Source organism: Paenibacillus oralis (assembly GCF_003863965.1).
Lineage (GTDB): Bacteria > Bacillota > Bacilli > Paenibacillales > Paenibacillaceae > Fontibacillus > Fontibacillus oralis.
The window spans coordinates 4,068,546-4,087,223 of sequence record NZ_RRCN01000001.1; the positions used below are offsets into that span (position 1 = coordinate 4,068,546).

At 50.3% G+C, this 18,678-nt stretch carries 18 protein-coding genes; 16 read left to right on the forward strand and 2 right to left on the reverse strand.

The window, feature by feature from the left end:
- The 11 genes from EHV15_RS18185 (at nucleotide 1) to EHV15_RS18235 (ending at nucleotide 11,253) form a co-directional block, all read left to right on the forward strand.
- Nucleotides 1-1,338 carry a gluconate:H+ symporter gene (locus EHV15_RS18185; RefSeq protein ID WP_128632443.1) on the forward strand — a complete coding sequence of 446 codons (1,338 nt, stop codon included), beginning with the start codon at nucleotides 1-3 and terminating at the stop codon, nucleotides 1,336-1,338.
- A gap of 19 nt (nucleotides 1,339-1,357) precedes the next feature.
- Nucleotides 1,358-2,128, forward strand: a complete 771-nt coding sequence (locus EHV15_RS18190; protein ID WP_128632444.1) for an inositol monophosphatase family protein — start codon at nucleotides 1,358-1,360, stop codon at nucleotides 2,126-2,128.
- A gap of 188 nt (nucleotides 2,129-2,316) precedes the next feature.
- Complete coding sequence (locus EHV15_RS18195; RefSeq protein ID WP_178075882.1) at nucleotides 2,317-2,958, forward strand: helix-turn-helix transcriptional regulator; 642 nt, start codon at nucleotides 2,317-2,319, stop codon at nucleotides 2,956-2,958.
- Between the two features lie 27 nt (nucleotides 2,959-2,985).
- Complete coding sequence (locus tag EHV15_RS18200; RefSeq protein ID WP_128632445.1) at nucleotides 2,986-3,783, forward strand: pyruvate, water dikinase regulatory protein; 798 nt, start codon at nucleotides 2,986-2,988, stop codon at nucleotides 3,781-3,783.
- A 37-nt stretch (nucleotides 3,784-3,820) separates the two neighbouring features.
- Nucleotides 3,821-4,816, forward strand: a complete 996-nt coding sequence (glpX, locus tag EHV15_RS18205) for a class II fructose-bisphosphatase (RefSeq protein ID WP_128632446.1) — start codon at nucleotides 3,821-3,823, stop codon at nucleotides 4,814-4,816.
- 346 nt (nucleotides 4,817-5,162) lie between these two features.
- A complete protein-coding gene (locus tag EHV15_RS18210; RefSeq protein WP_128632447.1) occupies nucleotides 5,163-6,458 on the forward strand; it encodes an MFS transporter in 1,296 nt (431 codons plus the stop codon).
- Nucleotides 6,459-6,481: 23 nt separating this feature from the next.
- Nucleotides 6,482-7,504, forward strand: coding sequence for a bifunctional inositol 2-dehydrogenase/D-chiro-inositol 1-dehydrogenase (gene iolG / locus EHV15_RS18215; protein WP_128632448.1), 1,023 nt, complete (start codon nucleotides 6,482-6,484; stop codon nucleotides 7,502-7,504).
- 23 nt (nucleotides 7,505-7,527) lie between these two features.
- Nucleotides 7,528-8,394 carry an AraC family transcriptional regulator gene (locus tag EHV15_RS18220; RefSeq protein WP_128632449.1) on the forward strand — a complete coding sequence of 289 codons (867 nt, stop codon included), beginning with the start codon at nucleotides 7,528-7,530 and terminating at the stop codon, nucleotides 8,392-8,394.
- A 167-nt stretch (nucleotides 8,395-8,561) separates the two neighbouring features.
- A complete protein-coding gene (gene iolE, locus EHV15_RS18225) occupies nucleotides 8,562-9,464 on the forward strand; it encodes a myo-inosose-2 dehydratase (protein WP_128632450.1) in 903 nt (300 codons plus the stop codon).
- A 27-nt stretch (nucleotides 9,465-9,491) separates the two neighbouring features.
- A complete protein-coding gene (locus EHV15_RS18230; protein WP_128632451.1) occupies nucleotides 9,492-10,361 on the forward strand; it encodes a sugar phosphate isomerase/epimerase family protein in 870 nt (289 codons plus the stop codon).
- 25 nt (nucleotides 10,362-10,386) lie between these two features.
- Nucleotides 10,387-11,253 (forward strand): sugar phosphate isomerase/epimerase family protein, encoded by an 867-nt coding sequence (locus EHV15_RS18235; RefSeq protein WP_128632452.1) that lies wholly within the window; start codon nucleotides 10,387-10,389, stop codon nucleotides 11,251-11,253.
- Between the two features lie 111 nt (nucleotides 11,254-11,364).
- Here the strand turns inward: EHV15_RS18235 and EHV15_RS18240 are convergent, their stop codons facing one another.
- Nucleotides 11,365-11,754, reverse strand: coding sequence for a tautomerase family protein (locus tag EHV15_RS18240; RefSeq protein WP_128632453.1), 390 nt, complete (start codon nucleotides 11,752-11,754; stop codon nucleotides 11,365-11,367).
- A 115-nt stretch (nucleotides 11,755-11,869) separates the two neighbouring features.
- Between EHV15_RS18240 and iolB the strand changes: the two genes are divergently transcribed.
- The gene (iolB, locus tag EHV15_RS18245) at nucleotides 11,870-12,688 is read left to right on the forward strand and encodes a 5-deoxy-glucuronate isomerase (RefSeq protein WP_128632454.1); all 819 of its coding nucleotides are present in this window, start codon (nucleotides 11,870-11,872) and stop codon (nucleotides 12,686-12,688) included.
- Nucleotides 12,689-12,719: 31 nt separating this feature from the next.
- Complete coding sequence (gene iolD, locus EHV15_RS18250; protein ID WP_128632455.1) at nucleotides 12,720-14,633, forward strand: 3D-(3,5/4)-trihydroxycyclohexane-1,2-dione acylhydrolase (decyclizing); 1,914 nt, start codon at nucleotides 12,720-12,722, stop codon at nucleotides 14,631-14,633.
- Between the two features lie 85 nt (nucleotides 14,634-14,718).
- Here iolD and EHV15_RS18255 read toward each other — a convergent pair whose 3' ends face one another.
- Nucleotides 14,719-15,471, reverse strand: coding sequence for a DeoR/GlpR family DNA-binding transcription regulator (locus EHV15_RS18255; RefSeq protein ID WP_128632456.1), 753 nt, complete (start codon nucleotides 15,469-15,471; stop codon nucleotides 14,719-14,721).
- Between the two features lie 170 nt (nucleotides 15,472-15,641).
- Between EHV15_RS18255 and EHV15_RS18260 the strand changes: the two genes are divergently transcribed.
- Genes EHV15_RS18260 through EHV15_RS18270 form a run of 3 tightly spaced genes read left to right on the forward strand, consistent with a single transcriptional unit; the run spans nucleotide 15,642 to nucleotide 18,619 of the window.
- Entirely contained in the window at nucleotides 15,642-16,862 is a 1,221-nt protein-coding gene (locus EHV15_RS18260; RefSeq protein ID WP_128632457.1) for a sensor histidine kinase, read from the forward strand.
- On the forward strand, nucleotides 16,859-17,509 hold the full coding sequence (locus tag EHV15_RS18265; RefSeq protein ID WP_128632458.1) for a response regulator: 651 nt from the start codon (nucleotides 16,859-16,861) through the stop codon (nucleotides 17,507-17,509). Before EHV15_RS18260 ends, EHV15_RS18265 begins: the two co-directional genes overlap by 4 nt.
- Before the next feature lie 51 nt (nucleotides 17,510-17,560).
- Nucleotides 17,561-18,619: an AI-2E family transporter gene (locus tag EHV15_RS18270; protein WP_246061665.1), complete on the forward strand. Its 1,059-nt coding sequence runs from the start codon at nucleotides 17,561-17,563 to the stop codon at nucleotides 18,617-18,619.
- Nucleotides 18,620-18,678 lie beyond the last annotated feature (59 nt).

Sequence of the window (18,678 nt, forward strand, 5' to 3'; positions counted from 1 at the left end):
ATGCCGATATTGATTGTTTGCTTTGGGGTTGCGCTGCTGCTTGTTTTGATTATGAAAGCAAAGCTGAATACGTTTGTATCGCTTACGATTACCGCTTTTGTCGTAGCTCTGCTGCTCGGAATGGATCCGACGACCATTGTTACTACCATTGAAAGCGGAATCGGCGGCCAGTTGGGGCATTTGGCGCTGGTGTTCGGTTTCGGCGCCATGCTCGGCCGGCTTGTATCCGACGCAGGAGGCGGATACCGAATCGCCATCACGCTGATCGACAAGTTTGGCCGTAAACGGATTCAGTGGGCGGTCGTGGTGGCTTCTTTTATCGTCGGAATTGCCCTATTCTTTGAAGTTGGTCTGGTGCTCTTGATTCCGATTGTTTTCGTTATCGCGAAAGAATTGAAGATGCCTTTCCTGTATCTCGGCATTCCGATGGCCGCCGCGCTGAACGTAACCCACGGCTTTCTGCCGCCGCATCCGGCGCCGACCGCCATCTCGGCCGCTTATGGAGCGGATTTGGGACAGGTTCTGTTGTACGGTATGATCATCGCCATTCCGACGACGATTGTGGCCGGACCCTTGTTTAACAAAGTGCTGATGAAAGTGTATCCCCGTGTGTACGAGCGGGAAACGGACGCTTCCGTTGTCATCGGCGATCAAAAAAGCTTTGTGCTTAGCGAAACCCCTGGTTTCGGCATCAGCGTGCTGACTTCCATGCTTCCTGTTATTTTTATGGGCGTTGCCGCGGCCGCCAAAATGGTGATGCCCGAAAATTCGCCCGTGCTCAAAGTGCTGAATTTTATCGGAACGCCCGGCACCGCGATGCTTATCTCTTTGCTGGTGGCCATGTATACTATGGGTATAGCCAGAGGCATCGCGATGAAGCAAATCAGCAACACTTTGGTAAGCGCTATCTCGCAAATTTCCATGATGCTGCTCGTGATCGGCGGCGGCGGAGCTTTTAAGCAGGTGCTGGTCGACGGCGGGATCGGCGATTACGTTTCCCAATTGTTCTCGGCAACCAACTTGTCTCCGCTGCTTGTCGCCTGGATGATCGCGGCCATTTTGAGACTGTGTCTTGGTTCCGCAACAGTGGCCGCGCTGACTACAGCGGGTCTGGTGACGCCGATGATCGCAGTTGGTGATGTGAATCCGGCGCTGATGGTGCTGGCTACGGGAGCGGGCAGCGTAATCGCCTGCCATGTGAACGATGCCGGCTTCTGGATGATCAAGGAGTATTTTGGACTGACGCTGAAGGAGACATTTGGTACGTGGACCACGCTGACAACGGTGCTTTCGGTGACAGGGCTACTCTGTGTGTTGGCATTGGGTGCGGTTTTGTAAAGGTAAGGAGGAGTAAAAGATGAACGGCCTGGATGTTGAACGGGTGTTGGGCTGGCTTGAGGAGGCGGCGCAAATGCTGCGCGACTCGCTTCAAGAAGAAAGAGAAATATCCCAGAAGACCGGGGCCCTTGATTTGGTGACCGATATGGACCGGCGGATTGAACAGTTTCTGGTTCACAATATCAGGAAGTTCTACCCGGGCGACCGCATCCTAGGCGAGGAAGGCACCGGGGATCGGGTGGAGGATATGGCCGGCCGGGTATGGATACTAGACCCCATCGACGGAACGATGAATTTCATCAAACAAAAAGAGAATTTTGCCGTCATGATCGCTGTTGTGGAAAATGGAGTGGGCAAATGCGGTTTCATTTATGATGTCATGCGTAGCCGGCTCATTTGGGGCGGGCCGGAAATCGGCGTATATTATAACGGTCATCCGCTGCCGCCATGGCAGGATAACGAATTAAAGGACAGCTTGGTGGCCATCAACTGGCAAATGTTTGCCGACAATGTTTCCAACGTTAAGGACCTGGCCTGGGGAAGCTGCGGGGTCCGGATACAGAGCTGTGCGGGTACGGAATTTATTCACCTGCTATTGGGAAAACAGTCGGTTTACGTTTCCAAGCTGGCGCCCTGGGATTACGCAGCCGGGAGGATTTTATGCGAAACCGCGGGAATTCGTTGTTCTACTATAGAAGGCGACCCGCTGAGTTGGCTGGCATCGATTAAGGGAGTATTTGCAACACCGCGTGCATATGAAAGCGCTATACAAATTTTGAATAAACAATAAATTGCACCTGTGGAGACCTGTTGGCCAATTCGGCCGGAGGTCTTTTTATTTAAAAAAAGAAAATATAGTACGTTCTATATATTGATTTTGCTTGAAATATTGTGTATTATTCAAACATAAATACGGATTATATATCCAATTCACTCTTAAAAGAGTGTGCAAGTTCACCTATAAAGTGGAGGTAAACCGTGATCGAACTGACAGCCCGTCAACTGCAAATTATCGATATCGTCCAGAAAAACGCACCGATCAGCGGAGAACAGATTGCTGAAAGCTTGCGTTTGAGCAAACCGACGATCCGCTCGGACTTGTCGCTGCTTGTTATGCTCGATTATATCAACGCCAAGCCAAAGGTCGGTTATTTCCCGGGAGGCAAGGCTTCTTCCGATCTGCGCAACGGTTACCTGCTGCAAAATAGCAAAGTCAAAGATATTCAGGGCATGCCGATCATTATCAGGGAAATCACTACCATTCAAGATGCTGTCGTTACGCTTTTTCTGCAGGACGTGGGCACGCTTTTCGTTTGCGATGATGACGGCAAGCTCGCCGGGGTTGCTTCGCGCAAAGATTTTCTTAAGGTTACGCTCGGCAACCCTGGCGCCGCGTCCATGCCGGTCAGTATGGTCATGACCCGCCAACCCAAGGTGGTTACGGTATTCCCCGAAGATACGGTGCTCGACGCGGCGCAAAAAATGATTTTGCACGAGGTAGACAGCCTGCCGGTTGTCGTTCCGGCTAACGAAGAAGAGAGCGGAGCAAGGCTTGAGGTGGTTGGCCGTTTGACGAAAACTTCGATCTTAAAGCTGCTTCTTGACAAAGAGATCCATTGATAGGGAAACAGGAGGAATCGAAAGAGCATGGAAACATCACATTTGATCACGATTTGCTCGGATTCATTGGGAGATACGGCCGAGGCGGTTGTGCAGGCTGTCATTCACCAATTTGAGAATCAACGAGTCCAGATTAAGCGTTACGGCAACATTCGGCATGAAGATGAATTGCGGAAGCTGCTGGAAGAAGCCGCGCGCCACAAAGGTTTTGTAGCCTACACGCTTGTGCAGCCGGAGCTCCGCGAAGCGATTCGCGAAGAAGCCGTCAGGCTCGACTTGCGCATCGTCGATATTATGGGCCCAATGATGCAGGCGTTCATCGACACTTTCGACGATGCGCCGAGGGCGCGCCCCGGCCTGCTGCATCAGCTTAATGAAAATTATTTCCGGCGTGTAGAAGCCATCGATTTTACGGTGGCCAGCGACGGCGGCCGGAATCTCGAAGCCATGTTCGAAGCGGACATTGTGGTGATGGGCATATCGCGCACCTCCAAGACGCCATTAAGCATCTTCCTTGCCCATCGCGGCAAAAAAGTCGTAAACTATCCGCTCGTTCCCGAGGTAGGGCCGCCGCCGCATCTGCTGAGCCTGCCTGCGAGCCGCCTCGTCGGCCTGACGATGGAGCCGGAGCATATGCTCAAAATCCGCTCGGAGCGGCTGAAAATGCTGGGCTTGCCGCTAGACACGCAATATACAAGCCTGGCCCGAATCCGGGAAGAAACAGATTATGCCCTGGCGCTGTATTCCCGGCTGAAATGTCCGGTTATCGACATTACCGATAAAGCGATTGAAGAGACGGCCGGCATCATCATGGGTTATATTTAAAAATTTCCGAATTATAACGCTAATGGGGGGATTTTATATGGAACGAGAACTAACGCTGGAAATTGTAAGGGTGACGGAACTGGGCGCCCTGGCCGCCGCCCGCTGGGTCGGCAGAGGCGATAAAAACGCCGCCGACGAGGCAGCTACCGCTGCGATCCGTTCCATGTTCGATTCCGTTTCGATCGACGGAACCGTGGTGATTGGCGAAGGGGAAATGGATGAAGCGCCGATGCTCTATATTGGGGAAAAAGTAGGCAATGGCCTGGGACCGTCCGCAGACGTTGCCGTTGATCCGCTCGAAGGTACGGAAGTGGTGGCCGCGGGTCTAAGCAACGCGCAAGCCGTCATCGCCGTCGCCGACAAAGGCAGCTTGCTGCACGCCCCTGACATTTATATGGAGAAGCTGGCCTGTGGCCCGGAACTGGCCGGTAAATTGAGCATTACGGATCCGGTCGGCGTCACCTTAAACAAAGCATCCCAAATTACGGGCAAATCGCTTTCCGAACTGACCGTCATGGTTCTTGACCGGGAACGCCATGCGGGCCTGATTTCCGAGTTGCGAAAAGCCGGCGTCCGGATCAAACTGCTTCTTCATGGGGATGTCGCCGGCGCGATTGCGGCCGCGCTTCCGGACAATGATGTAGACCTTTATCTTGGCTCCGGCGGTGCGCCGGAAGGCGTGCTGGCCGCGGCCGCCTTGAAATGCCTCGGCGGCGAGATGCAGGGCATTTTGCTTCCGAGCAGTCCGCAGGAGGTCCAGCGCTGCCTGCAAATGGGCATTGCCGATCCCACCCAGGTGCTTTACATGAAGGATATGGTCGGCTCCGGAGATGTCTTGTTCGCCGCCACCGGCGTGACTACCGGAGAATTTCTGAACGGTGTCCGCTTTATCGGCCCTGATCATGCGGAGACGCATTCCGTCATCATGCGCGCGCAGAGCCGCACGATCCGTTATATTCGCAGTGTGCACTTCCTTCCCAAAAAGCAGTTTCCGGCGGAAATTCCCGTCTGGGAACAGGTTTCTTCCTTGTGACTTAAGCATTCAATAGAATATTAGCAAACTTAAAACGGCAAGCGCCGTCTTCGGACAACGCTTGCCGTTTTTATTTGCGTATACTTCCATGGAACTACAACTTTTTAACCAAAACATGATCAAGATCGGAAGTTATAGATAGGAATCCAAAGATATTATGATAATTTCGTGCCCAAAAGGTGGAATAAAAAGAAATATTGGAAAATATAAGTTGACTGTAAGCGCTTTTAATATTATCATGTAATCACATTATTATCAAAAGTTAATCATAACATCATCGGAAATACGATAAGGAGGTGACTTAACAGGCAAAACATGAGGAAGAATCAAAAAGAGGAGGAAGCGCATGAATACGTTGGCAAGCAGAGAACCGTCCAAACAGAAGAAAACGATTGTTGCCGCATTGGCTAATTACATCGATGCCGGCTCCATAGTGGCCGGTTCGGCCGGATTGTCCCTATGGGTAGATTATCTGGGGTTGAACGACAGTCAAATCGGATTGCTGGGTGCGATGAGTGCCAACGCGATTTCGGCCGCCATCGGCGCGCTGGTCGGAGGGTATCTGGCCGATAAGGTGGGGAGGAAGAAAATTTATACGACCAGCATGATGGCTTATGCGCTTGGAACCATGCTCATCATTTTCGGGGTTAATTTCCCGATGCTGCTGACCGGGTACATTATCGCCGGCATCGCGGTCGGAGCCGATATTACCGCCTCCTGGACCATTATCGCCGAAAATGCTCCCAAGGAGAAGCGGGCAAGGCATGCCGGGATGGCGCAGGTAGCCTGGGCGCTGGGAGCGGTTATCGTTATGCTTCTATCGGTGCTGCTCGGGGGGATGGGCTTGCTCGGCAACCGGATCGTTTTTGCCCATTTGTTGGTCATTTCTTTGATTACCTTAATCCTGCGCCTGCGCTTGCCGGAATCGGAAGCCTGGAAAAGCCGGCAAGTCCACCAGAAGCGGGGGATGATTGAAAGAAAAACGTATAGGCACTTATTTCAGCGTAAATTTATGCGCAGCATTCTTTTTTTGATGGGGGTCTATCTAGTCTGGAATTTGGCCGCCGGCGTCATGGGTTTCTTTATGCCGTATATCTATCAGAAAGTAGGCGGGGTCTCGGCAACGACCGCCAATCTGTTGCAAATGGGGTATTTCACCTTCACGGGTCTGGCGGTAGCCTTGATTTTTATGGTGTTCGCGGATAAACATCGCCGGAAGGTATATGCGTTTTCAGCATTTCTTGCCGTTGTCGGCTGGTCGCTGCTTTTGCTCCCGGTGGATGGAATTCCTATTCTTATTCTGTTTATCATTTTGATGGGCATCAACAACGGCTCTGGTCAGCAAGCCAATTACCAGCTGTGGTCCAGCGAATTGTTCCCCACTTCGCTGCGGGCGTCCGCGCAAGGCTTTATGTTTTTCGCGGTGAGAATTACGCTGGGCATCTGGAGCGTGTTCGTGCCGATGCTGCTCACGGATTTTGGAATCCGTGCGGTCGCCGCGATCCTGGTGGTTTTTGTGTTTATCAGCTTCCTGATCGGCAGCTTGTTCGCTCCTAACACTTCCGGCAAATCTCTGGAAGAAATTCAGTTGGAGCTTTACGGAGAACGGCAGCAACCGGAATCTTCGAATGTAAACTTTTAATAAATCATTGGAGGAGTATACTTATGACCATGAAATTTGGAGTTATCGGTACAGGAGCGCTTGGCATGGATCACATGAGAAGAATTCAGCAAACGCTAAACGGCGGCGAGGTTGTGGCGGTTACGGATATAAACCCGGAGGCGGCCAAACAGGCGGTGGCGGATTTGGGGCTGAATGCGAAGGTATTTCCCGATGATCGCACTTTGCTGGCCGAAGGTAATGTGGATGCCATTGTGATCACGAGCTGGGGACCGGCTCACAAGGCGAGCGTGCTGGCTGGTATCGAAGCGGGAAAATACGTCTTTTGCGAAAAGCCGCTCGCTACAACCGCGGAGGATTGTCTGCGCATTGTCGAAGCCGAGATGAAGCACGGCAAGCGTTTGGTGCAAGTCGGGTTCATGCGCCGTTATGACAGCGGATACATCAAATTGAAAGAGGCGATCGAAAATAAATTTATCGGCGAACCGCTGATGATTCGCGCCGCGCACCGCAATCCGGAAGTGGGGGACAGCTATTTGACCAATATGGCGATTACGGATACGCTGATTCACGAAATCGACGTGTTGCATTGGCTTGTCAATGACGATTATAAAGCCGTGCAGGTGGTTTATCCGAAGAAAACCAAATATGCTTCAGACCATTTGCATGACCCGCAAATCATCACACTCAAGACCGAAAGCGGAATCATTATTACCGCCGAAGTGTTTGTCAACTGCAAATACGGTTACGATATTCAGTGCGAGGTGATCGGGGAAGAAGGGATTGTAACGCTGCCTGAAGTTCAAAGCGTTACGTTCCGCAAGGATGCCAAATACGGAGTGAATCTGCTCATGGATTGGAAGCAGCGTTTCATCGAGGCTTATGATGTTGAGCTGCAGGATTTTATCGATTCCATTCAAAAAACGGGTGAACCGGGCGGGCCTACGTCCTGGGACGGCTACATCGCCGCGGTGACGGCTGACGCCTGCGTAAAAGCGCAGGAGTCAGGGGGCTGGGAACCTGTAACCTTAAAGGAGAAGCCGGATTTTTACCGTACAAACCAATAAACCTGCTTGATAAGGAGGCCCCCTTGATCGATCTGTATATTCCTCAATCGGAACCGGGAATTGTATGGAAAAACGGCGTATATTTTCATGAAGCTTCAGACGTGGCGAAATCGATGTTCTTTTATGTTTTTTGGGGCGGCGAGTATTATTGCAGGTTTCCTTACAAAGTGGACAGAGATTATATGAACTCCTTTATTCTATTTTCAATCCGGGAGGGGAGTCTCGCCTTTAATTATCGGGATCAACAGTTTACCGCTTCCGCGGGCGATATCGTTTTGCTGGATTGCAGATACCGGAATTATTATTATGCGGTAGACGATGTAAGATTTCACTTCTTTCACTTTTCGGGCCCGCAGTCCGAGATGATGTGTGAAGAATTGTACAAAAAGGCCGGGTGCCTGTTCTCCGGGCTGGGCCATGACAATACGGCAATCCCTGCGATCATTGATAAAATCGCTGCCGGCAATCCCGATGATTTTGATTTGTCCGTGCAAATCTATCAATTATTGGTTTCGTTGTTTAAAACCAATTATCCGGCAGGCCCCAAACAGGTTTCGGGAAAAAGGCTTAATCCGGATCTTAGACCGGCTCTGGATTACATTCATGCTCACTATGCCGAGAAACTTTATGTTGAGCAATTAAGCAAGCTTTCGAACCTGAGCCTGTACCACTTCGTGAGGTTGTTTAAAAAAGAGATGGGAGTAACCCCACACCACTACGTCCTGAACTTGCGGCTGAAAAAAACAAAACAGCTGTTGGTGGAGACCAACCTCACGGTGGAAGAAATCAGCGCCCGCAGCGGGTTTAATAATGTTGCCCATTTCATCCGAACGTTCTCAAAATCCACGGGCGGATTGACCCCCGGCAAATTCAGAAAGATGAGATTTTAAGCTGACCCGGTGTGCGGTGTTGGCTTCTTTTTTGGACGCTATTTTATGAGCAAAAAAAGTCAATTTCTAAGCAAGTATGGATAGTGTTTTTGAATCTTTTTCCCATTAGAATGAACCTCGAAAGACGGTGAAATCTCGTATCTTACTTTTTTGGCGGGGGGATGGACATGGCAACCCAAAGTGCAATCAAATGGGGAATAGCGCCCATTGGTTGGAGAAATGATGATATTCCCGAAATCGGCAAGAACAACAATTTACAGCAAATTTTAAGCGACATCGTTGTGGCGAAATTTGAAGGAACGGAAGTGGGCGGTTTTTTCCCGGAGCCCGAGGTGTTAAACAAGGAGCTGAAGCTGCGGAATTTGCGCATTGCGGGAAAATGGTTCAGCAGCTACATCATCCGCGACGGTATTGAGCAGGCCTTGCGGGATTTCACTGAGCACTGCGCCTATTTGAAAGCGGTTAACGCGGATGTCGCCGTTGTGTCGGAACAAACCTACAGTGTGCAGGGGACGGACAAAAATGTGTTTAAAGAGAAACCGGAATTTACGGGCGCAGAATGGAAGCGGCTTTGCGAGGGCTTGAATACCCTGGGGGAAGCAGCCAATAAATACGGACTAAAGCTGGTGTATCACCATCACATGGGGACAGGGGTTCAAACCAAAGAAGAGGTGGACCGGCTGATGGCCGGCACCAACCCCAAACTTGTGCATTTGCTCTACGATACGGGACATATTTTTGTGTCGGATGGCGATTATCTGTCACTGCTGGAGGCCCATATCGAGCGGATTGCCCATGTTCATTTCAAAGATGTGCGGCCGGAAGTATTAGATGATTGCAGAGCGGAGGGAAAATCGTTTTTGCAATCCTTTCTGGCGGGGATGTTTACCGTTCCGGGAGACGGTTTGATCGATTTTGTGGAAGTGTACTCGTTTCTGATTCAGAACGATTATCAAGGCTGGATCGTGATTGAAGCGGAGCAGGATCCGGAGGTTGCCAATCCGCTGGAATATGCCCTGATTGCCCGGGGCTATCTCGATTCCTGCGTATTGAAGGCTTTTACGAAATAAGCAGATGAACATTGGGAGGTAAATGCCATGAAAATAGGGTTCAATGAAGGATGCAACCGGTTTTGCCAGGATCATTCGGTGCTGAAGGATCTGGAATATTGCGAAAAACACGGGTTTGACTATATCGATATTCAGTCCGAATGCTTGAATCGTGATTTGGCGGCCGGAAAATACACGCTTGAGGAGTTGAGCGCCTGGTTCAGAGACCCCGCCCATAAGCTCCAAATGCTGTCCTACAACGCACTTATTTTCTTTAATATGAAGCAAACGCAGGCCGAAAAGGAGGCGGTTATGGAGGAGTTGGACGAAATCATCCGCCGCTGCAACATGTTGGATTGCAAAATGATCGTCGTGGTTCCGTCCATGGATTTGCCGGTTCACGCCACATTGGATGAAATCAAAGCGGATGCGGTTGCCGTCCTCAAGGAAATGGTGAAAAAGGTTGAACCGCACGGCATCAAGCTGTCGATCGAATTCTGCGGCGCTCCTTCCATGTCGATCAACCGTTTTGAGGACGCTTACGCGATCGCAGAGGCGGTTGATTCTCCGCTGGTGGGCATCACGCTGGATCAATACCATTTCCATGCCATGGCCTCCAGCTTTGAGGCGCTGGAAAAGGCGGATGGCAAGAAAATTTTTGTCTGGCATTTGAACGGTTCGGAAAATATGCCTTGCGGGGCCCCGTACAATACCGATGAGAAGCGGCTATGGCCAGGTGAGCCCGGGGATTGTCTGGATCACCGGCGTTATGCCGATACGTTGCAGAAAATCGGATTTGAAGGAGAGGTTTGCACGGTGGAAGTCTTCCGCCCCGATTACTACAAGCTTTCCCAGGAGGAGAACGTGAAGAAGGCTGCCGAAGTAACCCGCAGCCATGTAGCCAAGTACTGGAACTGATACCGATGATGGAGGAGATCGTGACATGATTATCGCTTATGACCCGACGCATTACAGAGACAACACAACGATTGAGGAAATGGTCGATCAGGTGGCCAGACTGGGCTACGAATACATTGAGCTGTCGCCGCGTGAAGATTTTTGTCCATTTTATAAATATCCCAAGGTCGACAAAGCCAAAATCGCTTCCCTGAAAAAAAGATTGCGCGACACGGGGCTGAAAATCTCCTCGTTATTGCCGCTGTATTATTGGGCCGGTCCGGATGAGGAACAGAGGCAGGCGGCGGTGCGGAACTGGAAACGCGCCATCGAAATCGCCGTGGAACTTGATGTTGATTTGATGAACAGTGAATTCAGCGGCAGTAAATATCACGCACGGGTGAGCGAAGAGAAATTTATTAAATCCATGGATGAACTGCTGCCGATCTTTGAGCGGGAAGGCATCAAACTGAATTTGCAAGCCCATCCCCTGGATTTTATCGAAACGAACAGGGAAGCGATTAATATGATCCGCGCTTTGGACAAAGATTGGATCAAGCTGGTCTACTCCACCGCTCACACTTTTTACTATGACGACGGAATCGGCGACATCGAGAAAATGTTTGACGAAGCCGGAGACTTGCTGGCTCATGTGTTGTTTGCCGATACGTTTAATCATAAAGCGGCCTTCGGATTGCGTTATATTGTCAATCCGCCGGACGCCGAAATTACCATCCACCAGCATTTGAATATTGGCGAAGGAGAGGTAAACTTCCCGGCGATCTTCAAGAAGCTGAAGGAAATGAAGTTTGACGGCATTGCCACCAATGCAGTGTTTGCTTATCCGGACAAACCCGAATGGTCGAGTGAACTTACATTAAAGGCCATGAAGGAAGGATTGGGATTGCGTTAAAAAAAGGGGCATGCATGTGCTTGCATGAAGATGATAGGATTTGACCGACTCTCATGCATGCCCTTTGCTATTTCTAAAAAGCCGGCTTTGTACGTTTTGGGAGACGCCTGCTTACAGTTTTCCCGTGAGAAACTGGGCTTCCCCCATACCGAAGCTCCAATCCGCCGGTCCATTCTGTACCAGCGAGATGATCACGTCGGTTGGCTCAATACCGCATTCCTGCTTGAGACGTTCAACCAGCAGCTTGTACAATTGTTTTTTCTGTTCCGGCGTCCGCTCTTTGCTTACGATGCTGATGACGACAACCTGATCGGTACGTTTAAAGCCTAAGCCTGTATCTTCAATCATCATTTCACGAGCAGGGTGCTGATGCACAATCTGATACCGGTCGGAATCAGGGACCTGGAAGGCATCGACCATCGCAGCATGAGCCGCATCCAACAGTTTTTTCAATTCCTCCGGGCTGCGGCCTTCAATAACGTCAAATCGTAGTAATGGCATGTTGTTTTCCTCCTGTGAATTTGAATACATTTAATATAAAACATAACCAAAATATTATCAACAGTTAACATATAGAAGCAATTAAATTTTAATAAAAATGGAGGGGGATTTATCCGTGGCCAGTCCGTTGCTGCGTAAACCGAGTCTAGTTCATGAAGGTGATGCCACTATCGTCCATCAACTATTGGCCCAAGACACTGGGCTGGAGTATGTCGGCTTCAAAATGATCGATCTCAAGGTGAAAGCGCGTTATGAAGAAACGCTGACGGATCAGGAATGCTGTATTGTCGCACTAACAGGCCGGATTACGGTTTCTGAAGGCGAACATCATTTTACGGGAATCGGGACAAGGGAGAGTGTATTCGAGAAAAAGCCGACCGACAGCGTGTTTGTATCCGGCGGCAAGCAGTTCCTCCTTGAAGCGGTGACGAATGCAACCGTCGCCTTGTGTTATGCTCCTTCCTTGCAGCAACTTCCGACCCGATGGATTAAAGCCGGAGATGTAGGCGTGGAGCGCCGCGGCAAATATCAGAACCAACGCATGGTGCACAACATTTTGCCGGACAGTGATCCTTCGGCCAGCAGCCTGCTTGTGGTGGAGGTGTATACCGAAGGCGGACATTTTTCGAGTTATCCCCCGCATAAGCACGACCAGGATCGTCTCCCGGAGGAATCGTTTCTCGAAGAAACGTATTATCATGAAGTGGAACCGCATACCGGATTTGTTTTTCAAAGAGTGTACACGGATAACCGCAGCTTGGACGAAACGATGTCCGTAGAGCATCGGGATGTGGTGCTTGTACCGGCAGGGTATCATCCGGTGGGCGTACCGGACGGATATACCTCCTACTACTTGAACGTTATGGCAGGGCCCAAGCGGATCTGGAAATTCCACAATGACCCGGATCATGAGTGGATTTTGGCGCGGCAATAACCGGGAACTTCAATTAAAGGGGAGTTGTAGCATGGGGAAAAAGCTTAGATTGACCACGGCGCAGGCGCTGGTCAAATTTCTAAATCAGCAATATATTCATGTTGACGGCCGTGAAACACCGTTTGTTGAAGGCATATTCACCGTTTTCGGCCACGGCAATGTGCTAGGCATCGGACAGGCGTTGGAGCAGGATGCCGGCCATCTGAAAGTTTTTCAGGGCAAAAACGAGCAAGGTATGGCTCATGCGGCCATAGCGTATGCCAAAGAGAAGCTGCGGCAGAAAATTTTTGCGGTGTCCACCTCGTCCGGACCGGGGTCTGCCAATCTGGTGACCGCGGCCGCAACGGCGCTGGCCAATAACCTCCCTGTCCTGTTTCTGGCCGCGGATACCTTCGCCACCAGACAACCCGATCCGGTGTTGCAGCAGCTTGAGCAGGAATACAGCATAGCGGTTACGACCAATGATGCGTTGCTGCCGGTTTCCCGCTACTGGGATCGGGTGACGCGGCCGGAGCAATTGATGAGCAGCCTGCTGCGCGGCTTTGAAGTGCTGACCGATCCGGTCAAGAGCGGGCCGGTCACCATCTGCATTTCCCAGGATGTTGAAGGGGAAGCTTTTGATTTTGCGGAGTCTTTTTTTCAAAAACGCGTTCATTATGTGGATCGCCTGCAGCCAAGCGAACGGGAACTGGAAGCGGCGGAGCGGTTGATCCGCAGCAGCAGGAAGCCGCTGATTCTTGTGGGCGGGGGCGTGAAGTATTCGGAGGCCCGTGAAGAGCTTAGCGCTTTCTCCAAGGAATTCGGGATTCCGTTAGTAGAGACGCAAGCAGGCAAGTCGGCCGTGGAAAGCACATTTGCCAACAACCTGGGGGGCATGGGCATTACGGGGACGCTGGCCGCGAACAAGGCGGCCAAAATGGCGGATTTGGTGATCGGTATCGGAACCCGGTACACCGACTTTGCCACTTCATCCAAGACGGCGTTTGACTTCGAAAATACGAAGTTTCTGAATATTAACGTCAGCCGCATGCAAGCTTACAAGTTGGATGGCCTGCAAGTAGTGGCCGATGCCAAAGTTGCTTTAAGCAAGTTGCATGACCGCTTGCGCGGATATATCAGTGAGTTTGGTCCGATCATTCCCGAACTGAAAACGGAGTGGAACACCGAGCGGGAACGTTTGGGCCGGATCGAATTTAAACGTTCAGGTTTCGCTCCGGAAATCAAGGGGCATTTCACGCAAGAGACGATGAACGAATATGCGGATGCGCTCGGAACGGAGATGGCTCAGACAACGGCGTTGATCGCCATCAATGACAGCATTGACAAGGACAGCATCATCGTTTCTTCTGCCGGTTCCTTACCAGGAGATCTGCAGCGCCTTTGGACAGCTGAAGTGGCAAATACGTATCACCTGGAGTATGGCTACTCGTGTATGGGATACGAAATCTGCGGCGCTTTGGGCATCAAGCTTGCCCATCCCGACCGGGAGGTCTATTCGATCGTAGGCGACGGCAGTTTCCTGATGCTGCACTCGGAGCTAATCACAGCGATTCAATATGATCACAAAATTAATATTCTGCTGTTTGACAATTCGGGATTCGGGTGCATTAACAATTTGCAGATGGATCATGGCTCCGGCAGCTATCACTGCGAGTTCAGGACGAAAGACAACCGGATCATGAACATCGATTACGCCAAAATAGCCGAAGCGTATGGGGCCAAGGTTTATCGAGCCAATACCGCTCAAGAGCTCAAGACGGCGCTGGAGGATGCTAAGAAGCAAACGACATCCACGCTAATCGATATGAAGGTGTTGCCAAAGACCATGACGGACGGCTATGACAGCTGGTGGCATGTAGGGGTAGCCGAGGTATCGGACAAAGAGAGCATTCAGCGGGCATATCAGCGCAAGGTGGAGATGTTAAAGAAATCCAAACCGTACTAATCATCGTTCTGCAACAAGACGGCACGATCCGGCCTATTTTTATGAAGAAGGCCGGGGCGTGCCGTTTGCGTTTGGAGCGAGGATTTCACGGCGTGACAATCGTAATGCCGTGTTCGAGAGCGTATTGCTGATAGCTCTCATTGGGTAGGCTGTTGGTGATCAGTAAATCAATGTCGCTTAAAGAGCAATAGGTGGTGATCCCATAATTATCAAATTTGCTGTCGTCAATCATTAAGTAAACCTTTGAACTTTTTTCCACGATCGTACTTTTCACCTCGGTTTCTAGCGGCGACGAATTTGTCACTCCATTGGTGAGGGTGATGCCGGTTGAAGCGAGGAAAGCCTTGTTAATATTATATTTTTTAAGAAATTCAATGCTCTGAAAGCCGACAAAAGAGTTCGTCTTGCGTTCAAGCATGCCGCCTGTAGAGAAAATGGTCAAGGAAGGAAATGCTTTGGCTTGGTGAATGAAGTCAAAATTGTTGGAAATTATCGTAAGCTGCTTGTGTTGAATGTAAGGAAGCAGCTCGAGTGTTGTAGTCCCTGAGTCGACAAAGATCACCTCTCCATCCTCCACAAATTGCGAGGCCAGCTTTCCAATCTCCTGCTTTTTGGTTAAGTTTTGATCCCTACGCTCGTTAAAGACAACGAGTGTGGAGTGGTTGACGGATACTCCACCGTAAACCTTCTTCAGAATCCCCGATTCGACAAGCATTTGGATATCCCTGCGGATCGTGTTCTTGGAAACGCCAAAATGCTCAACCAGCTCCTCCAAAGATACCGATTCATGCTCAAAGACATATTCTTTGATCTGATTAATTCGCTGCGATTTGATCATATGTTGATTCTCCTAAGACAAATTTGGTTAAACTTCTGATCATATGTGGCTAAATTTATTGTAATCTAGGTGAGATTAAAAATCTACCGTATTGGCGAAGGTACATTGTACGAAAGTACGATTAAAAGGGAGTGGATAGGTCTTATAATAGAGGGAAAGGAGGGGGCTGGATGTTCTTCGGCAGAAAAAAATCAGAAGATTGGGAGACGCCCCTGACGGATTCGATTAATGAATTGTTCGTATCCAGGTTCCCGGTTTTGCTTTGGGTGTTGATGGTATTTATCGCCACCTTGATATTGCAAAATCTAAACGAGATACGTATCATTAACAGTCTGTTATTTACCGGGGTCATGGCGGCGCATATCTGCCTGCACTGGAATTCGTACCGCATTACCAAAAGACAGCCTTGGCTGTATTTTTTAGTACAGGGCCTGCTGATATCATGGTGCGTCATATTGATGCCGTACGGTTCCCCGCCTGCTCTGGTCGGATTGTTCCCCGTTCTGATCGGGCAAAGCGTGGGTTTGTACTATCAAAAGCGAAAAATACTCCTCATGGTCCTGTTCAGCCTGCTGTTGTTTTTTTATTGCGTTCTGTTAACGGGCAGCTTAGACAAATTGAAAGTTCTGTTTCCGCTGTTCATCCTGATGTCGATTATCGTTATGGCGTACGCGCTGCTCTTTTTTCGGCAGGTTCACGCGCGTATTAGGATGCAAAATTTTCTGCGCGACCTGGAGAACGCGCATCGGAAGGTTGAAGAATTGACCCTTGCCAATGAACGGCAGCGCATGGCTCGCGATCTCCACGATACGCTGGCCCAGGGTTTAGCCGGCTTGATCATGCAGTTGGAGGCCGTCGATGCCTTTATGTCGCAGGGCAATCTGGACCGGTCGCGGGATATCGTCAAAAAATCGATGGAGCAGGCGCGCCGTACGTTGGCTGATGCCCGCCGGGCGATCGACGACCTGCGGGTCAAATCGGCCCCCGACGTCGATTTCAAAGAGGCGGTGGCCGATGAGGTACGGCGTTTTATTCAGGCGACAGGGATGCAGACGGCCCTGAGTATGAAGGTGAGCCGGCGTCTGTCCGGAGCGTTGATGGAGCATAGTCTGCGGATCATTAGCGAGTGTTTGACCAATGTGGCCAAGCACGCAAAGGCCGATAAAGTGTGGGTTGCGGTGTCCGATGCGAACAATCGGCTGCTTATTGAAATCAGGGATAACGGGACAGGGTTTAACACGGATATGCTCGGCAAACAGCCGGGGCGTTATGGTATATTGGGGATGCAGGAGCGCGCCAGGCTGGTTGGGGGAGAACTTCATATTTTTAGCGGCGCGGAAGGCACAAAAATTCAAATGGAGGCTTCAAGGCTTGAAGGAGAAACATTATGAACCGGTATAAAGTACTGATTGTCGATGATCATTTCGTCGTGAGGGAAGGACTCAAGCTGATTCTGGAGACCGATGAAAGGTTTGAGGTGATCGGTGAAGCGGAAAACGGGGAAGAGGCCGTCAGGCAGGTGAATGAGCTTAACCCGGATGTCATTCTCATGGACCTCAATATGCCCGTCATGAGCGGGCTGGAGGCCATGAAAGTGTTAAAAAACAGCGGTTGCCGGATTCCGGTCATTATTTTGACGACCTATAACGAAGACGATCTTATCGCCACCGGCCTCGCTTTGGGGGCCAAAGGCTATTTGCTCAAGGATACGGGCCGGGATCATCTATTCCGCACAATCGAATCGGCGATGCGCGGGGAGACGCTGCTGCAGGCCGATATTTTGGCTAAAGCGCTGGCCGCAAAAGAGAACCGGGAGGATTCCGCGAAGAAAGAGCAAGCTTCTCCGCTTACCGAGAAAGAAGTTCAAGTTTTGCAGTTTGTCGCCCGGGGATACAAAAGCAAGGAAATCGCCTTTGATATGGGCATTTCCGAGCGAACGGTCAAGGCGCATTTAACGAATATCTACAATAAATTGGGAGTCGATTCACGGCCGCAAGCCGTAGCCACGGCTCTGGAACGGGGAATTCTTCATCCGTAAAACAAAAGGAGGCTGGAAAAGCTGTTAGACAAGTCCATTCGTTATGGCACCTTGCTGCTGATCATCATTGCCATCGTTTATTTGGGCTCCAAGCTGGATTTTATTTATATGCCCATACAAGTCATGATAAGCGCGGTCCTCGTTCCACTGCTCCTGGCCGCTTTTTTCTACTATTTGCTGCGCCCGGCGGTGGATTTTCTGGAACGGCGCAAGCTCAACCGGACGTTGGCAATTCTGCTGCTGTATCTCGTTATGCTGATCGTCGCCATCGCCTTTTTCGCAGGGGTATGGCCGCCTTTGCAAGCCCAAATGGTCAATCTGCTGCAAAATATTCCGAACTTGCTTGACATGCTGAATGTCAAGCTCAGCGAGCTGGCGAAAAATCAGCAACTCGCCTTTTTGTCGCTGGAAAAGATTGATTATAACAAAGTGACCGAATACGTGAACACTGGCGTCACCATGCTGGCTAATTCCATTTCCGGTCTTATTTCGCTGCTCTCCAATTTTGCGATCGCCTTGTTCACGTTTCCGATCATCCTGTATTACATGCTCAAAGATGGTCAACGCTTCGGAATCACTTTGGCGAAATTGTTTCCGCGGCGCTATCGCGGTGAAGCGCTGAGAACGGTCCGCGAGATCGATAATGTACTAAACAATTATATCGTCGGCCGGGTTATCGTTAACGTGGCACTGGGAATTTTGATGCTTATCGGATTCTGGATCTTGGGGCTTCCGTACGCCCTGTTGCTGACGGTCATCGCGGTCATTATGAACTTTATCCCGATTTTCGGGGCTATCATCTCTGCTATTCCCATCGTGCTGATCGGTTTGATCGAAGCGCCGTACATCGGAATCTGGTCGCTGGTGATCATCCTGGCGGCGCAGCAAATTCAGGACAACCTGATCTCGCCTTACGTGTTCGGCAAAACGCTGGATATTCATCCGGTCACAACGATTTTGCTCATCCTTGGCAGCGGCAAAATATTCGGCATCATCGGCATGCTGCTGATCGTCCCGGTGTATATGATCCTTAAAATATTAGGGAAAAAGCTGTTCCAGTTGTTGATCAAGCCGAATTGGGAGCGCCCCGGGAGGGAGGAGAAGACATAAGAGGGGTTCTACTGTTGCTGTAAAAAATAATCGCCTTGCCGTTAATCGGATCGGCAAGG

What these genes read in the sequence shown, in the direction of transcription:
- EHV15_RS18185 (WP_128632443.1), top strand. Translation starts at nt 1, where the DNA reads ATGCCGATATTGATTGTTTGCTTTGGGGTTGCGCTGCTGCTTGTTTTG.
- EHV15_RS18190 (WP_128632444.1), top strand. Translation starts at nt 1,358, where the DNA reads ATGAACGGCCTGGATGTTGAACGGGTGTTGGGCTGGCTTGAGGAGGCG.
- EHV15_RS18200 (WP_128632445.1), top strand. Translation starts at nt 2,986, where the DNA reads ATGGAAACATCACATTTGATCACGATTTGCTCGGATTCATTGGGAGAT.
- glpX (WP_128632446.1), top strand. Translation starts at nt 3,821, where the DNA reads ATGGAACGAGAACTAACGCTGGAAATTGTAAGGGTGACGGAACTGGGC.
- EHV15_RS18210 (WP_128632447.1), top strand. Translation starts at nt 5,163, where the DNA reads ATGAATACGTTGGCAAGCAGAGAACCGTCCAAACAGAAGAAAACGATT.
- iolG (WP_128632448.1), top strand. Translation starts at nt 6,482, where the DNA reads ATGACCATGAAATTTGGAGTTATCGGTACAGGAGCGCTTGGCATGGAT.
- iolE (WP_128632450.1), top strand. Translation starts at nt 8,562, where the DNA reads ATGGCAACCCAAAGTGCAATCAAATGGGGAATAGCGCCCATTGGTTGG.
- EHV15_RS18230 (WP_128632451.1), top strand. Translation starts at nt 9,492, where the DNA reads ATGAAAATAGGGTTCAATGAAGGATGCAACCGGTTTTGCCAGGATCAT.
- EHV15_RS18235 (WP_128632452.1), top strand. Translation starts at nt 10,387, where the DNA reads ATGATTATCGCTTATGACCCGACGCATTACAGAGACAACACAACGATT.
- EHV15_RS18240 (WP_128632453.1), bottom strand. Translation starts at nt 11,754, where the DNA reads ATGCCATTACTACGATTTGACGTTATTGAAGGCCGCAGCCCGGAGGAA.
- iolD (WP_128632455.1), top strand. Translation starts at nt 12,720, where the DNA reads ATGGGGAAAAAGCTTAGATTGACCACGGCGCAGGCGCTGGTCAAATTT.
- EHV15_RS18255 (WP_128632456.1), bottom strand. Translation starts at nt 15,471, where the DNA reads ATGATCAAATCGCAGCGAATTAATCAGATCAAAGAATATGTCTTTGAG.
- EHV15_RS18260 (WP_128632457.1), top strand. Translation starts at nt 15,642, where the DNA reads ATGTTCTTCGGCAGAAAAAAATCAGAAGATTGGGAGACGCCCCTGACG.
- EHV15_RS18265 (WP_128632458.1), top strand. Translation starts at nt 16,859, where the DNA reads ATGAACCGGTATAAAGTACTGATTGTCGATGATCATTTCGTCGTGAGG.